Annotated in this window: 20 protein-coding genes and 1 pseudogene; 18 read left to right on the top strand and 3 right to left on the bottom strand. The window is 36.4% G+C overall.

The genetic code is table 11. From position 1 onward, the window contains the following. Nucleotides 1-13: 13 nt before the first annotated feature. The 8 genes from QZ276_RS02670 (at nt 14) to QZ276_RS02635 (ending at nt 6,609) form a co-directional block, all read left to right on the top strand. Nucleotides 14-469: a bifunctional nuclease family protein gene (locus QZ276_RS02670; RefSeq protein WP_292485038.1), complete on the top strand. Its 456-nt coding sequence runs from the start codon at nt 14-16 to the stop codon at nt 467-469. Nucleotides 470-499: 30 nt separating this feature from the next. Next, complete coding sequence (locus QZ276_RS02665; protein ID WP_292485036.1) at nt 500-1,207, top strand: DUF1614 domain-containing protein; 708 nt, start codon at nt 500-502, stop codon at nt 1,205-1,207. Between the two features lie 53 nt (nt 1,208-1,260). Next, entirely contained in the window at nt 1,261-2,082 is an 822-nt protein-coding gene (gene hisF / locus QZ276_RS02660) for an imidazole glycerol phosphate synthase subunit HisF (protein WP_292485034.1), read from the top strand. A gap of 76 nt (nt 2,083-2,158) precedes the next feature. Next, the gene (locus tag QZ276_RS02655; RefSeq protein ID WP_292485031.1) at nt 2,159-3,109 is read left to right on the top strand and encodes a hypothetical protein; all 951 of its coding nucleotides are present in this window, start codon (nt 2,159-2,161) and stop codon (nt 3,107-3,109) included. Continuing rightward, nucleotides 3,106-3,357, top strand: a complete 252-nt coding sequence (locus QZ276_RS02650) for a hypothetical protein (RefSeq protein ID WP_292485029.1) — start codon at nt 3,106-3,108, stop codon at nt 3,355-3,357. The genes QZ276_RS02655 and QZ276_RS02650 overlap by 4 nt, the downstream gene beginning before the upstream one ends. 60 nt (nt 3,358-3,417) lie before the next feature. Then, nucleotides 3,418-5,871: a DUF3656 domain-containing protein gene (locus QZ276_RS02645; RefSeq protein WP_292485027.1), complete on the top strand. Its 2,454-nt coding sequence runs from the start codon at nt 3,418-3,420 to the stop codon at nt 5,869-5,871. Further along, nucleotides 5,868-6,311: a nucleoside 2-deoxyribosyltransferase gene (locus QZ276_RS02640; RefSeq protein ID WP_292485024.1), complete on the top strand. Its 444-nt coding sequence runs from the start codon at nt 5,868-5,870 to the stop codon at nt 6,309-6,311. The genes QZ276_RS02645 and QZ276_RS02640 overlap by 4 nt, the downstream gene beginning before the upstream one ends. Nucleotides 6,312-6,351: 40 nt before the next feature. Then, nucleotides 6,352-6,609: a pro-sigmaK processing inhibitor BofA family protein gene (locus QZ276_RS02635; RefSeq protein WP_292485023.1), complete on the top strand. Its 258-nt coding sequence runs from the start codon at nt 6,352-6,354 to the stop codon at nt 6,607-6,609. On the opposite strand, the gene QZ276_RS02630 is transcribed toward QZ276_RS02635, so the two are convergent. From QZ276_RS02630 to QZ276_RS02620, 3 genes and pseudogenes are all read right to left on the bottom strand, one after another. Next, nucleotides 6,606-7,268, bottom strand: a complete 663-nt coding sequence (locus QZ276_RS02630; RefSeq protein WP_292485021.1) for a class I SAM-dependent methyltransferase — start codon at nt 7,266-7,268, stop codon at nt 6,606-6,608. The genes QZ276_RS02635 and QZ276_RS02630 overlap by 4 nt on opposite strands. Nucleotides 7,269-7,271: 3 nt before the next feature. Continuing rightward, on the bottom strand, nt 7,272-8,864 hold the full coding sequence (gene lysS / locus QZ276_RS02625) for a lysine--tRNA ligase (protein WP_292485019.1): 1,593 nt from the start codon (nt 8,862-8,864) through the stop codon (nt 7,272-7,274). 244 nt (nt 8,865-9,108) lie between these two features. After that, a pseudogene (locus QZ276_RS02620) lies at nt 9,109-9,471 on the bottom strand (RNA-guided endonuclease TnpB family protein); the annotation flags it as partial. A 261-nt stretch (nt 9,472-9,732) separates the two neighbouring features. On the opposite strand from QZ276_RS02620, the gene mer reads away from it, so the two are divergent. From mer to QZ276_RS02570, 10 genes are all read left to right on the top strand, one after another. After that, on the top strand, nt 9,733-10,719 hold the full coding sequence (gene mer / locus QZ276_RS02615; protein ID WP_013195531.1) for a 5,10-methylenetetrahydromethanopterin reductase: 987 nt from the start codon (nt 9,733-9,735) through the stop codon (nt 10,717-10,719). After that, entirely contained in the window at nt 10,720-11,745 is a 1,026-nt protein-coding gene (gene fpoF, locus QZ276_RS02610) for a F420H2 dehydrogenase subunit FpoF (RefSeq protein ID WP_292485014.1), read from the top strand. A gap of 21 nt (nt 11,746-11,766) precedes the next feature. Beyond that, a complete protein-coding gene (locus tag QZ276_RS02605; RefSeq protein ID WP_292485012.1) occupies nt 11,767-12,285 on the top strand; it encodes a nicotinamide-nucleotide adenylyltransferase in 519 nt (172 codons plus the stop codon). A gap of 126 nt (nt 12,286-12,411) precedes the next feature. Then, on the top strand, nt 12,412-12,618 hold the full coding sequence (locus QZ276_RS02600) for a hypothetical protein (RefSeq protein ID WP_292485010.1): 207 nt from the start codon (nt 12,412-12,414) through the stop codon (nt 12,616-12,618). Further along, nucleotides 12,615-13,334, top strand: a complete 720-nt coding sequence (locus QZ276_RS02595) for a uroporphyrinogen-III synthase (RefSeq protein ID WP_292485008.1) — start codon at nt 12,615-12,617, stop codon at nt 13,332-13,334. The genes QZ276_RS02600 and QZ276_RS02595 overlap by 4 nt, the downstream gene beginning before the upstream one ends. A gap of 107 nt (nt 13,335-13,441) precedes the next feature. Further along, the gene (locus QZ276_RS02590) at nt 13,442-13,648 is read left to right on the top strand and encodes a hypothetical protein (protein ID WP_292485006.1); all 207 of its coding nucleotides are present in this window, start codon (nt 13,442-13,444) and stop codon (nt 13,646-13,648) included. A 71-nt stretch (nt 13,649-13,719) separates the two neighbouring features. Then, a complete protein-coding gene (locus QZ276_RS02585; protein WP_292485003.1) occupies nt 13,720-14,445 on the top strand; it encodes a rubredoxin-like domain-containing protein in 726 nt (241 codons plus the stop codon). Between the two features lie 87 nt (nt 14,446-14,532). After that, nucleotides 14,533-16,023, top strand: a complete 1,491-nt coding sequence (locus tag QZ276_RS02580) for an exonuclease SbcCD subunit D (RefSeq protein ID WP_292485001.1) — start codon at nt 14,533-14,535, stop codon at nt 16,021-16,023. Then, a complete protein-coding gene (locus QZ276_RS02575) occupies nt 16,020-18,686 on the top strand; it encodes an AAA family ATPase (protein ID WP_292485000.1) in 2,667 nt (888 codons plus the stop codon). Before QZ276_RS02580 ends, QZ276_RS02575 begins: the two co-directional genes overlap by 4 nt. A 102-nt stretch (nt 18,687-18,788) precedes the next feature. Next, nucleotides 18,789-19,598, top strand: coding sequence for a hypothetical protein (locus tag QZ276_RS02570; protein WP_292484998.1), 810 nt, complete (start codon nt 18,789-18,791; stop codon nt 19,596-19,598). The last annotated feature ends 9 nt before the right edge of the window (nt 19,599-19,607 follow it).

The raw sequence follows: 19,607 nt of genomic DNA, 5'->3' as shown, positions 1-19,607 counted from the left end.
ATTATTATTATGTATGACTGAGGATGATATGCTACAAGTCAGTGTAAAGGGAGTGTATGTTGTCAGGGTCAGAGAGGGGTTTGGTGCACCAACAGTTTTGCTTGAAGACAGCACAGGGCGCATCATGCCTATTTATATAGGTCATCCCGAAGCGTTATCAATTAACATGGTATTAAATCAGGAAACCATGCCAAGACCGATGACCCATGACCTTATGATATCTATCCTCGATAGGCTTGAAACGGATGTTGTAAACATATTTATTGATGATAAAATTGAAAATACCTATTATGCCAGACTGGTGATTAACAGAGACGGGCTTTCAATGGACATAGATGCAAGGCCCAGCGATTGTATCGCACTTGCTCTCAGGTCCGAGGCATCAATATATGTTAAAGAAGATATATTTGAATCGGTTGCTATAGACAAAGATAGTCTGCAGGATATAGAATCCCTTGACACCTTTTAAAATTATACTCGAATCTGAAAGGAGTTAACAATGGTTTCACGTGTATTTTACAATCCTTTCAGTATTGTTTTCATGTTTCTACTGCTAATTGTTTTATCAGTTATTGTAGGGATTCTTTTTTTCAGCCTTGTAAGTACCGCCTTTACAAAAATTGGTTTTGCTTGGTATGATGCTTTTTTGCTACTGATTTTATCCCTTTTTGGTAGCCATGTTAACATACCGGTTAAAAAACTCAAATCCAGTAAGCCAGTTGTAGAAAGAGAATCTGTACGTTTTATGGGTATGGTTTATAAACTTCCTTTCAAAAAAGCAGTTCAAAAACAGACAACTATTGCAGTCAATCTGGGTGGTGCAGTTATACCCGGACTTGTATCCCTGTATTTACTGTTGAAATTCCCTGGGGCATTTTTTTATTCGATTGCTGGAATTTTACTCGTTTCGGTTGTGACTTATTCAATATCAAAACCTGTCAAAGGGGTTGGAATTGTAACACCAGTTCTGGTTTCACCGATTGCCGCTGCTCTGAGCGCTATACTAATCGTATCAGTATTTTCAGTACCACATGACCTCATCTTTGTTATAGCCTACACAGGAGGAACACTGGGCACTCTTATAGGGGCGGATATATTCAATCTGGATAAAATCAGAGACATTGGAGCCCCTGTAGCCAGTATAGGGGGAGCAGGAACATTTGATGGTATTTTTCTTGCAGGAGTTATTGCGGTACTCCTTGTCTAAATATTGTCTAGCATTACCTATTAATATAGGGATATATTCATAAACATTCATCCATGCTTACAAAAAGAATAATTCCTTGTCTTGACGTAACCCTTGATAGCGAAGGAGGAACTGTTGTAAAAGGGGTAGAATTTTTTAACCTCCGACATGCAGGTGACCCTGTAGAATTTGCAAAACTTTATAATGAACAGGGTGCGGATGAAATAGTATTTCTGGATATCACAGCGTCCCATGAAGGCAGAACCACCATGATAGATGTCATTGAAAGGACAGCAGATGAAGTCTTTATACCTCTTACAGTAGGTGGTGGTGTTGGTTCAGTAGAAGATGTACGACAGATTCTTCGTGCAGGAGCGGACAAAGTATCAATAAATACATCGGCTGTAAAGAATCCAAATCTTATTAAAGAAACGTCTGACATTTTCGGTTCACAGTGTATAGTAACTGCAATCGATTGTAAACGTAATACTAATGTAGCAGATAATTCTGACAAGACAATTCTGACCCTTGAAGATGGAACGCCTGCATGGTATGAAGTAGTTATATATGGAGGTCGTAAACCCACAGGTATAGATGCTGTTCAATGGGCAAAGAAGGTTGTAGAACTTGGTTCAGGTGAGATAATGCTCACAAGTATGGACAGAGACGGCACATATGATGGATTCGATGTACCTGTAACAAGGGCGGTTTCTGAATCTGTTGAAGTACCTATAATAGCTTCAGGGGGTGCAGGTAACCCTCAACACATGTATGAAGGGTTCACCAGTGGAAAAGCGGATGCGGCGCTTGCTGCAAGTATATTCCATTTCGGTGAGTATACAGTACCTGGTGTAAAGGAATATTTAAAAAACCATGACCTCCCCATCCGTATTTAAACCCTTTTTTATTATCAAGAATCGAATTAAAAACTTATAAATACCCTGGGAATTTATTTTCTAAGGGTAGCGATTTATGGGGGGAACTTTAAATTCTTACAGAATAATCGCAGCAATTGTGGCTGTAGTTATTTTCATAGCATTTAGTGGTTGTGTTGAGGAAACAGCAGAACCAAGCCGTTTGAGAGTAACAAACATGGATATTTCTGCAGATGAAGTGCAGATATCCTATGTTGATATTAATGTGACTACCTATATCGAAAATCACGGTGCAAATTCTGATAATAACACATCACTTCTGTTGAAAGCATATAATGAAAACACCGGTTTATTGGAAACAGAAAAGCTAAAAGATATTGGTGTTGTGGAAAGTGGGAAGACTCATCGTGTAATACAGTCGATGGAGCTTCCAAAAAAAGGTGATTACAGAATAACAGCCACTGTTTTTGAAAATGATAAACAAGAAAGCACCGGTCAAATAAAAATACATAATCTGGAAAATTTACAGGCTGACGTTTTAAAAACCGGAATCGAAATTGGTGAAATTGATTTCATAGTTAAAAGAGTTGAAGATGGTAGAGCATTAATCCAGAATGATATCTACCTTACAAATGAAGGTCGCAGTACAAGCAGTAATTATCGCATACTTGTAAAGGCACGACAGGTTGATTCCGGTTTGATAGCCGATAAAGAATGGACAAGTACAGCTTTTATCCAACCTGAAAATACTGTAATAAAAAGCATCGACCTTGAAGTACCGGATAATTACAACTATCGTGTTGAAATATTGCTATGGAGCAATAATACCATAGTCAACAGAGGTGTGGATTATGTACAGCTTGAACCCGAAAAAGAAATAGACAAGGATACCCGTACTGAAACAAAAGATATTGAGACCAGTGACTTTGTAAGTGATACTCGATCAAGAACGGAACCAGAAGAAGGAGAGACATCAGGATTCAAAGTCCTTCCGGGTATAGCTGCTATCTTTGCAATGGTATTAATCCTGAAGAGGAAGTTGAATTGAACAATACAGACACAACTAATAATTCGCAGTCCAGAACCGTAGTAATGGAAGATTACTTTAAAAAAGGTGTATTTGCCCTTGCAATGGGATTTATGGTTCTGGCACTCTTCCAGACTTATTTCTTAATAGATGATATAATCGGGATGTGGTTTAAAACCAGATATATTCCGGTGTTTAAGGCTATTTTTAATCTGGTTGTTCTTGGAATCAGTCTGTATATAATAAGGCTTTATCTGATAAAACGATAATAGAGTTCAACCAGACAACCGATATTTTATATAAAAACCTCCTGTTTTATTGGTGTTAATATGTTGAAAAAACCTGAATTGACGGCACCAGCAGGTGATATGACCTCTCTTACAGCAGCAGTGGAAAATGGAGCAAATGCAGTATATCTGGGGATGAAAAACTTCAGTGCCAGAGGTTATGCAAATAATTTCTCACTGGATGAACTTGTAGAAGCGGTTGATTACGCCCATTTAAAAGGTGTAAGGGTATATGTTACATTCAATGTGCTTGTAAAAGATAGTGAACTTGAAGATGCTGTCAACCTTTTATATTATCTTCATGATATAGGAGCAGATGCAGTGATATTGCAGGATTTGGGTTTAATTACACTTGCAAGAAATCTTGTCCCTGAACTTCCAGTGCATGCAAGCACCCAGATGACAGTACACAACCTTGAATCAGTTCGTTTTCTTGAAGATATGGGTGTAGGGAGAGTTATACTGGCAAGAGAACACAGTCTTGAAGAATTAGAATACATTAAAAAAAACACAGGTATAGGTATAGAAACCTTTGTTCACGGAGCTTTATGTATATCCTATTCTGGACAGTGTCTTTTTAGCAGTATGATAGGCGGTCGCAGTGGTAATCGGGGATTTTGTGCCCAGCCGTGCCGTAAAGAATACAATCTGTGTAAAAATGGGAAAAAAGTTGAAACCAGTGGGAAATATCTTCTAAGCCCGAAGGATTTAAACACCGCAAAAATACTGCCTGAACTTATCAACACCGAAGTAGATGCGTTCAAGATAGAAGGACGTATGAAACGTCCTGAATATGTGGCAGGTGTGGTGTCCATATACAGAAAATTGATAGACCGATATATAGATAACCCATCAGGTTATTACGTTTCCGATGATGAATTAAAACAACTTGGACAGCTTTTTAACAGGGATTTTACAACAGCTTATCTTCTTAACAAAACTGTAAATCTCATCAACCCTATTCGTCCATACAATCGGGGACTTCCGGTAGGTGATGTGATTGTATATAATCGCAAACATAAAACCTTGCAGATAAAACTTTCAGACACATTAAACATCGGTGATGGAATAGGAATAGAAGGGGAAAAAGATACAGGAGATACTGTAACCGGTATATATAAAAAAGGAAAGAAAATCAATAGTGCAGATTCAGGTTCTATAGTAGAAATACCCTTTAAACACAGAGTAAAACCAAGGAGCAGGGTTTACAAAACCTTTGATAAACATCTCAATGAAACCCTTGAGAATACCTTTACTTCTTCTATCCCTAATAGAAAGATACCGGTTTCTATAATTTTAAAAGCTTTCTCTGGTTCAAATCTGGAACTCCAGATAAGTGATGGAACAAATAATGTTTCAGTAGTTTCTGATTATGTGGTCGAAAACGCATTAAGTAAACCAACCTCAAAAAAACAGGTTGAAAAACAGATTTCAAAGATGAGAAATACCGCATTTGACCCTTCAGAAATAACCATCCATTCAGACAATAAAATATTCATACCAATCAGCCAGCTAAACAGTATAAAAAACAAGGCTATAACTCGACTTAAAAAAAAGCGAACAGAAAAATGGAGACGTTCCCAAAAACAGGGGGATGAATCCTACAGGATGTATTTGAACTCGGATTTTATAACCCCCAGAAGTTCCTCTCCACAAATTGCAGTGAATGTGGTATCAACAAAACAGTTGGAATCTGCTGTTTCAGGTGGAGCTGATTTAATCTATTTCGAGTATTTAAAATACCAAAATTCTGAGGTTATAAACAATGATTTTGGAAAACTGGTGGAAACTGCTCATAATTCTGGATGCAGGATTTATCTTAATACTCCCAGAATAACAACTGATAATGAGATGGATGATATAAAAAAGGCGCTTGACCGTGCGAAAAGTAATAATTTTGATGGAGTCTTGGTATCAAATCTTGGCGTTTTAAGGGTAGCAAAAAGTATGGGTTTGCCTGTAATAGTGAATGCTTCGCTGAATATTTTCAATAAAATATCCTTTGATTTCATGTTCAAATGCGGTGCTGAAAAAGTTGTGTTATCTCCTGAATTTACAATTGACCAGATAAAACCAGTTTCATCTAAAGGGCAGGCAGAATGTATTGTCCATGGACCATTGGAAGTAATGGTGTCTGAATACTGTTTTATTGGTGGTATATTTGGCAACAAAAAATCTTGTGGATATCCCTGCAGGAACGCAGAATATGAGATTGTTGATGAAAAGGGATATAGTTTCCCGTTGGAGATGGATGAAAACTGCAGGACACATATTTACAACTCAAGGGATATATGCATGCTTGACAATATTGATGACATCCTAAAATCGGACGTTTCCAGTATAAGGATTAATGCAGGGACGTATAAACCCTCTTATGTTGATAAACTGACAAAAACGTACAAAAAAGCAGTAAATGATAGTACAACATCTGATACAGGGTGTACAGATATTTTAAAAGGACATACAACAGGTCATTATTATAGAGGTGTATTATGAAGGTATTCTTCTCAGGTTCTATACGTGGAGGACGGGATATGCTCCCTGTCTACAATCATATTTGCAATTTTTTGTACAACAATGGGTTTAGAGTAATGAGCTGGTATGTGGTGGATTCCAATCTGGAAGATACCGAATCCGAAATGAGTGAACAGGAAGTTTATAATAGGGACGCTGGTTTAATCGATAAAAGTGACCTTCTTATAGCTGAAGTCAGTGTCCCGTCTATAGGTGTTGGTTATGAAATTTGTTATGCAATATCCAAAAATTTGCCCGTTATTTGTCTGTATAAATCAGGATCAAATGTGTCTTCCATGGTTCTCGGAAATACCTATGATAAACTGATAGTTGCTCAATATTTGAATACTGATGAACTGAACAAAATAATACAAAATTCAATAACATCGATAACATCAGAGGAAAATTTGTCATCTCAGTAATTTTTATATAAACCTAATACCTCTTTTGAAAGGGATAAGTATGCCTATAATACCAACACCAGAATTATCGGTTATAGTAATAGCAATAATAGCAGCAGTAGTATTGTATATATTACTAAAATCTGTAAAAAAGCTCATCATAAATACTGTAATGGGACTTGTCGTTCTTATTGGTGCTAATATCGTCTTTGGATTAGGTATTGCCTATTCCTGGATTGTATTCCTCATATGTGCAATAGGCGGTGTCTTTGGAGCATTGCTAATAATCCTGTTGAATTATCTTGGAATAGCGTTTTAAAACATTTGTGCAACTGCACGTATATGGTGTCTGGTGTAGGTGTCACCATTAAACCTTTTTTCGGTTTTTATATTCGTTATATCGGTTATCTGGAAATTGTATTTTTTCAGAACTGATTCTATTTCTTTATCTGTAAAATAGTGATAGATGATTCCACCGTTTCGAAGGAATGTATTCTCCTCTTCTACATCATCACCCTTACCATTCCTCATATCATCCACCCCGAAAACTTCCAGAACCAAAATACCGCCAGAAGTAAGGACTCTGGAAAATTCGGATATTGTCAATTCCCTTTCATGTTCATAAAAATGCTGCAATACACCCAGTGAAACTACACCATCAAATATGTTGTTAGAAAAGGGTAGATGGGTTACAGTAGAAACACTGTGATGTGCAAAACAATTGTTTTTTTCAAGGTGGAGTTTTGAATTTTTGAGTGCGGATGGAGATATATCAATCCCTGTAACATGATAAATTTTTGACAGAGGGTGAAGATGTCGACCGTTTCCACACCCTGCATCCAGTATCTTATGTCCCGGTGAAATTCTGGAACTCACCATCTCTATAGACCTTGAACCACCCCATTTGACATGGGAATATTCCTGTTCCCATGCCAGATATAGGGATTTTAAGTTTTTCTTTTCAATTTCGGTAATCATAAATTAGGGACTGTATGTTGAAGCCTCTTTGAATCTTTCAATAAGGAAATCCTTATCAAATGAAGAAAGGAACCAACCAGCTTTTGGACCTGATTTTTGCCCAAGTATTGTAATGTAGATGGCTTTAAACAGGTTTTTGGGATTAGGTTCCAGTTCATCTGGGTTAATGCCGAGAATATCAGCCATTTTTGTATGTATTTTTGAACCTCTCTCCTTTGCCTGATAAACCATATTATGATATTCTTCACCGCTTAGGTAACCGCTTTCTTCGATAACTTCAGCAAGAGCACCAAGAAACGCTTTTTGTTCATCTGAAAGGTTTGCTGCTTTCTCGGGTAATTTTTCTTTGACACTGAATTTAACAAAATCCGGTGCATACATCTCAAGCCAGTTTTCTACATTGCTGACAAGCTCACGTATACATTTTTCATTCTCTGTATCATATCCGGCTCTTTTTAAAATCTGAATTATCTGGTCAAAATCGCCTCTAGCAACTTGATATACTGTTACCATGTGTTTGAATGGGATGTCTGTATGGCAGATACCAGAAGCATGTGAAAGTTCAAGTACTTTTTTGTTAGCTTCATCAATGTCATCACTGGATTTTAAACGTTCAAATTCATCAACAAGTGTTAGCAAAGGCATGCCTGGGTCGAATGAAATATGTTTTTCCGGTTTAGTTTTGATTATCAGGTATCTCAATACTTCAGGAGGTACAACTTTAAGCATATCTGAAATCGTTACTACTACACCACTTGATGAAGACATGGCGCCCTGTTTACCGAGCATAATCCATTCATAAACTACAGGATAGGGGGGTTCATATCCATAGATTTCTTTTGCTATCCGTTCACCGGTATCATATGAGCCTCCTCTTGAAGCATGGTCTTTTCCAAAGGGTTCAACCGTGACACCAAGTATTTGCCATCTTGCAGGCCAGTCCACACGCCAGCTAAGTTTACCCCCACCGGTCATTGAAACAGTTCCAGAGTGACCATAGGAACAGACAAAATCAACGGTTTCGTTTTCAATATCGTAATCGACTACTTTGGTGGTGTTTATCCTGCCACAAACGTTGCATATAGGGTTGAACGGGCTCCATTCAGGATCAGGGTCTTTTCCGGTTTCTTCTTCTATGATTCTTGATATTTTATCCCTGTTTAAAAGAGCAGTTTTTATTGCATCAGTATATGCGCCACTTTTATACAGTTCATCCCCTTTGTACACTTTTGGATGAATTCCCATCTTGCTAAGAGATTCAAGGAAAGGGGTTAAAAAATGCTGTACGTAATTTTCACAGTTTCCACACGGACAGGGAATTTCTGATAGTGGTTTACCTATGTGTTCTGAATAGCTGTCAGGGAGGAAGGGATATACCTTCCTTAATGGGTCATAGGTATCTGCGATATAGATGAGTTCAGCATTTTGATCTCTATCAAGCAATGCTCTGTAGACTGCATCGGCGGTTACTACTTCTCTCATGTTGCCTATATGTATGTGACCAGAAGGAGTTATACCAGTTGCAACAAGATGTTTTTGTCCGTGTTCCATTGCTTTATCTGCTGCAACATCTGCCCAGTGTTTGATATCTGCCATATTGTTTCACCGATTTTACACTTTTATATAAATGAATAGAAATTAAATTCCGGCTGTACTAAACAGCAATAATATATTAACTTTAAACCAGTTATCGTTTTATTTCTATATAAACCTCTATCCTGATTATTATTAGATAAAAATCTAATGATAAAACAGATTTGTTCGTATTTATACGAACTGAAAGTATTTAATAACAAATAGACGATATTAGAACGTTATTGTAATTGATAAACTTAGTAACACACTGTTGGTTCGTGAAAGTGAGAATATTTTCGCCATTTTTCTTTTTATATTTTGGTGGGTTGGGTTTTGAATAGTAATTTTCTGGGTTCTTCTTCCAGTCTTTAATTGATTGGAAGAAAGATTTCCAGTTTTTATCCATCATTTTTAGTGTCTGTTGTGCTGTTTGTTTGGGTAAAATAGAATAATTTTCAGTACCTTTTAACTGTTTATTTAGTTCTTCGTATCTTATCCAATCACCTTCATCATTTAGAGATTGCTTAACTATGAAGTTTGCCTGGTTGTATAAGTTCTTGGAAATATGACACAACCAGCTAAGGTTTTTATCATAATTTAGGTGTATCGTTTCGGTTCTTTTTACCATAACAATCTCCATGATGAATATAATTGATTATATTTTATGTTATCAATTCTTATATTTTTTACTTATAAAGTATACTATAACCATATCATTCATATATAATTGATTTAATTACTAAAAGACTTTTTATATACAGTACGTATTATAATAAGGGTTGTATTTATTAATTAGAAAACAGATTATAGGAAAATAGTAAAACCAATAAAGATATAAAGATGTATAATATCCTCAATATTGATATATTTTAACATAGGAGGAGCTAAATTGACATTCGGAATAGAATTTGTACCAAGTGACCCTGTACTTAAAATCGCTCATTATGCAAAATTAGCAGAACAGAGCGGATTTGATAATGTATGGGTGACAGACCACTTCAACAACCGCGATGTATATACTACATTGGCAGTACTTGCCAATAATACCAACAGCATCAAACTGGGTACTGGTGTTACAAATCCATATACCAGAAATATAGGAATCACCGCATCAAGTATAGGTGCTATAAACGAAATATCTGGCGGCAGAGCAATTCTTGGAATTGGTCCTGGAGATAAAGCAACCTTTGATTCAATGGGTATATCATGGGAAAAACCATTAACAACAACCAAAGAATCTGTAACCGCCCTTAGAGGATATTTCGCAGGAGAAAATGTATCTCTTGATGGAGAGATGGTCAAAGTCGGCGGAGCAAAAATGGCATTTAAGACTGGAGACATCCCCATATACTTGGGTGCCCAGGGTCCAAAAATGCTACAGCTCGCAGGAGAAGTTGCAGATGGAATACTGATTAATGGATCCCATCCAAGAGATTTCGACGTCGCTCTTGACAAAATTAAAGAAGGCGCGGAAAACGCTGGTAGAGATATGAATGATATTGATATCGCAGCCTATACATGCTTCTCGATTGATAAAGATGCTGAAAAAGCAAAACAGGAAGCCAAAGTAGTTGTTGCATTTATTGTAGCAGGCTCACCAGATGTGGTACTTGAACGCCATGGTATCGACCCAGAAGCCAAGAAAAACATCAGTGACGCAATATCCAAAGGTGATTTCAAATCATTGATGGGAGATATGGTCACCGACGATATGGTAAATGCTTTTTCAGTATGTGGTACACCTGAAGACTGCAAACAGAGAGTGGATGAATTGTTCAATACAGGTGTAACACAGATTGTTGTAGGCTCTCCAATCGGTCCCAAAAAAGAGAAAGCCATTAAACTCATAGGAAAGGAAATTATCGGAGGAAAATGATTGCACCCAAAAATATTGGATGTTATTGAAAACGATGTATGTACAGCCTGTGGGGCATGCGCTGCCGTATGCCCCGTCGGGGCTATAACAATTGATAAAAAAGCACAGATACGTGACCCGAATAATCTGGAACTGTATGAAAAAGGAGCTGCACCTTCGGTATGTGAAGATTGTTACGCTTGTGGTAATGTATGCCCGGTGATTCACGGATATGTAGAAGATGAACTGTACAATGTCAAGCAGTTCTTCGGAGCCAGAAGTAGCATACCTGGGCAGGACGGTGGAGTCACATCTGCTATATTAAAATCCCTGCTGGACAAGGGTGAAATTGATTGTGTTGTAGGCATAACCAGAAATGAAAACTGGGAAACCGAACTGGTGTTAATGACAGAACCATCACAGGTAGATCAAACCGCAGGTACAAAATATACCTATGATTCAGTAATTTCTGCCCTTAGAGAACCATTTAAAGACTATGACAGGATTGCTGTTGTAGGTGTACCCTGTCAGGCTCATGGTGCTCGTCTGATATTTGAAAACATAAACGATAAAATCGCCGTCATAATAGGATTGTTCTGTATGGAAAGTTTCCATCATGAAACCATGTTAAATGATATAATACCAAAGGTTCTTGGGCTTGATATAGAACAAGTCGTTAAAATGGACTTTGCCAAAGGAAAATTCTGGGCATATACAAAAGACGGTGAAGGACACAGTGTAAAAATCCCTACTGTAGCAGAATACGCCAGAAACCCGTGTCATAACTGCTGTGACTATACCGCAGTCCATGCAGACATATCCATAGGTTCAGTAGGTGCCCCTGATGGCTGGAATAGTGTACTTATACGCACCGATATAGGAGAAAAGTACTTCAAAAAAGCCAGCAAAGACCTGGAGATGATGGAGAACCCAGAACCTGGAATGGACCTTATCAAAAAACTGCTCAATATGAAACACGAGAAAAATGAACCACATTATCTGGAAGCCTGTGAAAAATTCTCATTTGAAGCAGGTGGAATAAAATAACTTATTTTACAAATCTCAACTATGCACAGGAAAAGAGCATTTTATATCGGACGATTCCAGCCCTACCATCTGGGGCATAATTCTATTATCAACCGAATCGCCGATGAAGTCGATGAAGTAGTTATAGGAATAGGTAGTGCCCAGAAAAGTCATAGTCCATCTGATCCTTTCACAGCCGGTGAAAGAGTGATGATGATTCGTAATGCTCTTGAAAAGGAAAAAATTCCAAATTATGCTCTTCCTATCGAAGACATCCAGCAAAACTCATTATGGGTATCTCATGTACTTTCAAGGACTCCTTTATTTGATGTGGTCTATTCAAACAATCCACTGGTAATACAACTGTTTGAAGAGGCAGGAATACCTGTAAAACAGTCACCCATGTACCAGAGAGAACAATATTCAGGCACAAGAATTCGGAAAAAGATGATTGAGGATAATGACTGGAGACACCTTGTACCTGATGCTGTAGCAGACATTATCGATGAAATAGATGGCATCACACGATTAAAAAATGTTTCAAGAACCGACATGGACTAAATGAACTGTTAAAATTTTATATATAAAAAATGCTCCAAAAAATTTTTTGAAATATTAAGACAAATATTAAAATATAGTAACTCATTATCTTTATAAAAGTGGGGCTAATCAAAAGGAGGTTTTATATTGGCTGATAAAAAAAATCCACCTATTTTTTGTGAAAAGTACTGCATCATCTGCAAAGGTGCAAGATCAGGAAATAAAATCTGTAAGACCATACAGAATCTGGAATTAAAAATTTTTGGAGATAAAGGGTGTCCTTTCGGTCAAGCAAGAGCTGAATATTATGGAGTTAAACCTGATGAAAAGCTACCTATTGAAGATGAAGAATGACCTATGAAATTATGAAGGTTGCTGTAACACGTTTACATGAAAAAGATGATGGAACATACAATCTTTTCAAAAAGTATGGACTTGATGCAATTCTAATACCCACCATACAATCACGTGAGCCTTCTGATAAATCATCTATGCAAACTCTTATAAAAAAGTTGGAATCGCGGTGTATAGATTTTCTCATTTTTACAAGTACACTTGGTGTTATCAAATTTTTCAAGTGGACTACAGAAATTCCCGATAGAACCAAAGTAATCAGTGTGGGTCCCAAAACAGCAGAAAAGATAAACCAGTATGGATACCAAACAGAAGTACTAGATTCATACTATTCTGAATATTTTACAACACATCTTGGTGAAAAGGTACCAGGCAAAACTGTCGGCATCTCCAGAGCAAATACACCTGATTCAGGGCTTAAACAATCTCTGCAGTCAATGGGAGCAACTGTTATTGAAGGGTTCTGTTATGAACTCATAGAAACCCCTAATGAATTGAAAGATTACATAGTGGATAAAAAAATTAGAGGTGTTGTGTTTACAAGCACAAAATCCTTTCTGGCTTCAAAACTTACAAATTCTGACGTCAAAGATATCATCACAGTGGCGATTGGACCAAAAACAGCAGAAAGTATGGAAAATCACGGTATAACACCCACTCTTGTAGGCTCAGGTACTCTTGATTCATGTGCTCTTTTGCTTAAAGATTTAGAATAAAATTATACAAAGTTCTTGGCCAAGTTTCGACATTCTTAGTAGGGTAAACAACTAAACACAATTTATTTAAATATTAGTACACTCTAACCTATTAAAGGAGGAGTCGTATGAACTGCCAAATTTGCGGAGTTGAAAGTGACAGTAAATACTGTCAGGAATGTGAAAAAATCCTTAATGAAGTAGTTAGAAGAGTAGGGGAAGCACGCTGGAACGCTATGGAAGATTGTTCATTTATATATCCAATGATAAAAAGAGTTGCAAAAGGTGAACTAACAGTAAACGATATAATACAGCAGTTGGAAAGAGAGGATTAATTTCCAGTTTTCCTTTTCATTTTATAATCTTTACCAATTAATAAACTGTTTTTCCATTAGAGGAGATGTGATTGACAATAAACCTTAAAGATCAATACGTATGTACTGTATGCAGTTACAACATGGTTGGATATTTACCTGAAAGGTGTCCTTTCTGCAATGCTCCCAAAGACAAATTCATAACCGCAGAAAAATGTTCAAGAGATTATGATGTACAAGAGACACCTGTAATAGATTCTGTTACCAGGTTAAGTTCTGTTCCAAAACTGGGTATCGAACACGCTTCATATCAGATTAATAAAGACAACAAAACCTACCAGATAGACTGCCCGTCAAGTTTTGACACCAGTATAAAACCAATGGATGAAATCATATTCACACATTTCCATTTTCTTGGTGCATCCAATCTATACAGAAAATATTTTTCATCAAAAGTATCTATTCATCAATCAGATTCTGATTTCAAATTATGCAGAGGATTTAGTTTTGACAATACGTTCCAAACCAGTTTTATAAAAGATGGGATAGAAGCCGTTCATATTGACGGGCATACTCCGGGATTTACATGCTATTTTTTTAAAGATGTTGCATTTATCTGTGATTATGTTCTTTTTAGAAACAACAGAATGATATTTAACCCGTTTGGACCTCAAACAAGGACTGTAAAAGGTGGGCATCATCTCAAACAGCTCCTTGACGAGAGGAATATAAACAAAATCTGTGGAGTCAATTACGTTATGGATTTTGAAGACTGGTATCCAAGATACAAAAGTCTGCTGGAATCAAAATCTGGATAATATTACGTTCGTCATTTAAAATTTATTGTAAAACAATGGAAAAAATACATCAACCTTAAAAGTGTTGAGATTCCTATAGAATCAAACATGGGACGTGAAATAAAATTACTCCACACTGCTGATACACATATAGGCTACCGCCAATATCAGAGCGAATCTCGCCGACAGGATTTTCTTGATGCTTTTTCCACTGTTATAAACGACGCTATTGAAATGCAGGTTGACGCTGTTGTACATGCAGGAGATCTTTTTGATTCAAGAAACCCAACACTTGAAGATATACTGGAAACTATGAGAATTATTTCACATTTGAAATCATCAAATATCCCATTTCTGGCTATTGTGGGTAACCATGAAAGTAAACAGCACACTCAATGGCTTGACCTTTTTGAAAAAATGGGCATTGCCGTAAGGCTCGAGTACGAACCTTATAGAATAGATGAGGTTAGTATCTTTGGAATCGATAGTGTTCCAAAATCAAAAATTCCCTACTTCGATTATTCTGTTTTTAATAATTATTCCGATAATTCACAATATAACCTTCTTGTAATGCATCAGCTCATGAAACCATTCGCCTTTGGAGAATGGGATTGTGAAGAGGTGATTGAATACACTCCATTTGATGTACATGCCATTCTGCTTGGTGATTATCATAAACATGAAAAGATAGACGTCAATAATACATGGGTCACATACTGCGGAAGTACCGAACGTACCAGTTCATCAGAGCGTGAAACACGCTCCTACAATATTGTTACAATAAACGATTCAGGCATAGATATCAGCAGACGTAATCTCCCTACCCGTGATTTTGAATTTATACCTGTTACGATAAAAGACAAAGATAATGCATATGATGATATTTTCAATACTGTTAAAGAACACAATATCGAAAATAGTGTTACCATTGTAGAAATTTCCGGTGACCCAAACATCACAATATCATACAGTGAAATAGAAGATTATCTGTTAAACCAGGGTGCTCTTGTCCCAAGAATAAGGGATTTGAGGACCGGCAACGATGAACTGGATGACGTATCAATGGATGTTTCATTTTCAGACCCTGACGAAGCTGTCAGGGAAGAACTCAAACATATAAACCTTACTAAAGGCGGATTACTGGTAGATGAAATTGTACGGGACATGAAAGTTGTTAAAAGTAACATAGATTCAAAAATTGATGACGAGATGGAAAAGCTGCTTGAAGACATAGATTTTACAAAACCTGTTCCATCTCCTAATACTGAAACCCAGAAACAAAATGAATCCAGTAAGGATTACAGTAAAGACTGTCAAGATAATAAAGATAATCCTATAGAAACAGGAACAATAACCGATAAAAAAAATGAATCTGAAAATGAACAGACATCAGTAACAATCGAATCATCTGAAAACTACAATAAAAAACAACCTGCAGACAAAATAAAAGATAATACAAAAAACAAACCTGAGAATGTACCAGAGAATTATGGTTATAACTGGGTGGAAGACAGAACAGATAATAAACAACATCAAAAGAAAAAAGCAACACATAAAAAATCCGCACCCAAACAGCACAATCTTGGAGATTATCTATGAAACTCAAACGTTTATATGTCGAAAACATTAGAAGTTATGAAAATCTCGACCTTTCATTCAATAATGGTGTATCCGTAGTATCCGGTGCTAACGGGAGTGGAAAATCCAGTCTACTTGAGGCTTTTTTTACCGGGCTTTTTGGGAGCAGGACACTTTCAAAAGAATATGTTCTGGCAGATATGATACGCAAGGGTGCTTCAAAAGCCAGTATATATCTGGAACTGGAACAAAATGAAAATGAATACATAATCGAGCAGGGTTTCAGATACGATACTAAAAATGATAGGGCTTACAATTCTAAATCCATATTTAAATCCAATGGTAATATAGTGGTAGACCAAGCTACCCAGACTTATGATGCTGTTTGCAAATTACTCAACATGGATGAAGAAGCGTACAGAAATTGTGTGTACATAAGGCAGGGTGAAATCGATATACTCATTAATGCAACCCCTAAAGAACGCCAGAATATGATCGATGACCTATTACAAATTGGAAAACTGGAAGATTATCGAGAACGAGCCAGCAATGCTAAAAAAGGTGTAAAACGGCATTTTAGAGATGTAGATAATCGAATCAAAAACACAGAATCTGAAATTGACAAGATTAAAAATGAAAACCCCTATGAAAACCTGAACAAACTCAGAGAAAAATCCAAAAATATACAATCCAAAATCGATGAACTAAACCAGAAAAAAGATAGCGCCAAATCCAAAATCGATGAACTTAATAACAGTATTACTACTTATTCAGAACTGGAAGAGAAAAAGAAATCGATAAACGAAAAAATCCAAGATTTCAACAACAAAAAAACTCAGCTGTATAAGGACATCGAGGATATAAAAGCAGATATCAGTAAAAAACGCCAGTATTTAAAACAACTTCAAGATAAAAATTCAGAACTTGAAAACCAAATCGATTTCAATATTGATGACATTGAAAACACTGTATATAAAAAGGAAGAAGAAGAACGGGTTGTAAGAGAAAATCTGAATACTGTATCCAATAACCGGGCTATCAAAGAAAATGAACTGAAACTCAAGAATGATACCTTAAAAGATATCGATAAACAGATTACTGAAAGCCATAAAAATATCCAGAAAAAGAAAGAATCCATAGAATCGGTTCAAAAAGAAATCGAAAATCTTGAAATTTCCATGAATGAATGGGAAAACAAGAAAAACACTGCACTTGAAAACGCAAAATCTCTTGGATTTACCGAGGATAAACTGGACAACATCGATGACGCAATGGAGCTTTTAAACGACCAGCAAAAAGACCTTCATGGCAAGGAACGTGAACTCCAGACCTCAATATCAGAAGTGGACAAACGTTTAAATGAACATAAAAAATTGCTCGAAAAGGGTAAATGCCCTACCTGCGGACAGGATTTGAAAAATTCCAGCATAGAAGAATCTACATCAGAGGATGGAAAACAGAAAAAATCGCTCGAGGAACAGCTATCAAAAACCAGAGAAGATTTAAAAAGTGTACAGGAAAGACTGGAAAAAGTAAAAACCGCCAGAAAATACAGTAAAACTATCAACGACAGCCAAAATGAGATACAGATAATCCAGAACAAAATCGAGTCGCTAAAAAAACAGATTGAAGATTATAACAACAACATAGAAGAGGAAAAGGAAAGTATCAATGAACTTGAAAACCGCAAAAAGGAAGTCAACAGATTAATCGATGAACTTAACAAAGAAATATCAACCTTGAAACAAAAAGAAGAGACTGCAGAAAAAGAACATCAGAAAGTCCTAAATAGCCTTGATATTGTTAAAAATATCCGAAACAACCTCAACGAATACGAAAAAATCCAGAGCGATATAAACCAGCTGGAATACAAGATAAAAAGCAATCAAGATAATACATCTCTACTTGACAGCCAAATTACAGAACGCAGAGAGCGGTTAAAAGAAATAAAAGATAAAATGGGTGATGTTGACATAGATGTTTTGAGAAAAACACTCAAACAATATGAAAGCGCCCATCAAAACATTACAAACGAAATTGATAAATTATACCAGGATAAAGACAGCGTCCTCAAAGAAGCCGGTCGACTGGAAAACGAAATTAACCGCCTGAACAACCTGCACAAAGATTTACAATATCTGGAGAATAAGAAGAATTATCTTAATAGTGTCTATGAAGATGCTGAATCTCTTGAAAATATGTATATGCGTATCCGTGCCAATCTCCGCGAAAAAAATATAAAAGCTCTGGATTCATTGATAAATGAAATATTCACTTTCATGTATTCCAACAATGCTTACTCACATATACGGCTCGATTCAGATTATAATTTCACTATTTATGAAAAAGACGGCACCCCGCTCGACCCCAAACTATTAAGCGGTGGAGAACGAGCAATATTCAATCTGGTTCTTAGATGTGCTATATACAGGCTTTTATCATATGGCGTCAGCAACAGTTCCAGCAGTTCAGAATTACCCCCACTAATACTTGATGAGCCGACTGTTTTCCTTGACAGAGGACATATCCATCAGCTTATAAAACTTATTGATATGATGAGGGATTCCGGAGTAGGACAGATTCTGATAGTATCCCATGACGAAAGTTTAATCGATTCTGCTGATTATGTATATCAAGTGGAAAAAGACTCTGTTACAAATACATCCATGATATCTGCAAAATAAAAACAACCACAACTTATATCACATCTCTACGTACATAAAAATCTTATAAGATTAAATATATAAAATTTGAGGGATGAATGAATTTACGAGGTAACATAAAATATGGGCAATGAAAACAGGGATTTTGTTATTGAAAGACTTGAAAAACAGGTCGCTGAAAAAGAGCAGGAAATCAAAAAAATAAAAGATTCACTCAAAGATTCAATCATCGAGGAAATTCATCAGGAACTTGATATTAACAACCTTGAAAATAACGGCTCAACAGAAGATGTAGAAGAAATGGAAAAACGTGTGGGCAATCTTGAAGATAAGGTCAAGGAACTTGGAAAAACACTTGAAGGCATGATGGAAGAATTGCTGGACCAAAAATCAATTCTTAAAAACCTCGAAAATCAATCCCAAACATCAACCTCAAATGGATATAAATCTGGTAATTCTTCAAATACAAAATCCCTTGATTCTAACAATATTGATAGCGGCTATGCAAACTTTTCAGGCGATACATCAGGGTCAAAAATATCAGAATATACAAAAAAATTTACAGGAAAAAATGACCAGAACGTTGATGAAAATGCTTCTGGTAGTTATACACAAATACAGGAAATCGATACTATACAACTTCAAGAGCAACAAGGTGAAAGTGAAAACAACGTTTCTGTAGAACCCGAATATATAATTGCTGAAAGTGGAGAGAAAAACCACAAAAAAAAGCCCTCTATGGAGAACAGTTCTGAATATATAATTGCTGAGAGTGGAGAAAAGGGTTCATCAAAAAAAGGAAGACCGAAAAGAAAAAGTAATGAATATATTGTTGCCGATGGAGATGATTCATCTACTCATAAACCCGAACCTGAAGAAAAAGTTGAACATCGAGAAGATGAAGATGCTGAAATTATCACTAATGACAAATAATTTTTAAAG

The sequence above is a fragment of the Methanohalobium sp. genome, from assembly GCF_018609725.1.
GTDB lineage: Archaea > Halobacteriota > Methanosarcinia > Methanosarcinales > Methanosarcinaceae > Methanohalobium.
Note: the sequence above shows the minus strand (reverse complement) of the source record. Positions and strands in the feature narration are given on the sequence as shown.

Excerpts from the sequence above, each read along its gene's own strand:
- QZ276_RS02670 (WP_292485038.1), top strand. The coding sequence starts at position 14 with ATGACTGAGGATGATATGCTACAAGTCAGTGTAAAGGGAGTGTATGTT.
- QZ276_RS02665 (WP_292485036.1), top strand. The coding sequence starts at position 500 with ATGGTTTCACGTGTATTTTACAATCCTTTCAGTATTGTTTTCATGTTT.
- hisF (WP_292485034.1), top strand. The coding sequence starts at position 1,261 with ATGCTTACAAAAAGAATAATTCCTTGTCTTGACGTAACCCTTGATAGC.
- QZ276_RS02655 (WP_292485031.1), top strand. The coding sequence starts at position 2,159 with ATGGGGGGAACTTTAAATTCTTACAGAATAATCGCAGCAATTGTGGCT.
- QZ276_RS02645 (WP_292485027.1), top strand. The coding sequence starts at position 3,418 with ATGTTGAAAAAACCTGAATTGACGGCACCAGCAGGTGATATGACCTCT.
- QZ276_RS02640 (WP_292485024.1), top strand. The coding sequence starts at position 5,868 with ATGAAGGTATTCTTCTCAGGTTCTATACGTGGAGGACGGGATATGCTC.
- QZ276_RS02635 (WP_292485023.1), top strand. The coding sequence starts at position 6,352 with ATGCCTATAATACCAACACCAGAATTATCGGTTATAGTAATAGCAATA.
- QZ276_RS02630 (WP_292485021.1), bottom strand. The coding sequence starts at position 7,268 with ATGATTACCGAAATTGAAAAGAAAAACTTAAAATCCCTATATCTGGCA.
- lysS (WP_292485019.1), bottom strand. The coding sequence starts at position 8,864 with ATGGCAGATATCAAACACTGGGCAGATGTTGCAGCAGATAAAGCAATG.
- QZ276_RS02605 (WP_292485012.1), top strand. The coding sequence starts at position 11,767 with ATGCACAGGAAAAGAGCATTTTATATCGGACGATTCCAGCCCTACCAT.
- QZ276_RS02595 (WP_292485008.1), top strand. The coding sequence starts at position 12,615 with ATGACCTATGAAATTATGAAGGTTGCTGTAACACGTTTACATGAAAAA.
- QZ276_RS02590 (WP_292485006.1), top strand. The coding sequence starts at position 13,442 with ATGAACTGCCAAATTTGCGGAGTTGAAAGTGACAGTAAATACTGTCAG.
- QZ276_RS02580 (WP_292485001.1), top strand. The coding sequence starts at position 14,533 with ATGGGACGTGAAATAAAATTACTCCACACTGCTGATACACATATAGGC.
- QZ276_RS02575 (WP_292485000.1), top strand. The coding sequence starts at position 16,020 with ATGAAACTCAAACGTTTATATGTCGAAAACATTAGAAGTTATGAAAAT.
- QZ276_RS02570 (WP_292484998.1), top strand. The coding sequence starts at position 18,789 with ATGGGCAATGAAAACAGGGATTTTGTTATTGAAAGACTTGAAAAACAG.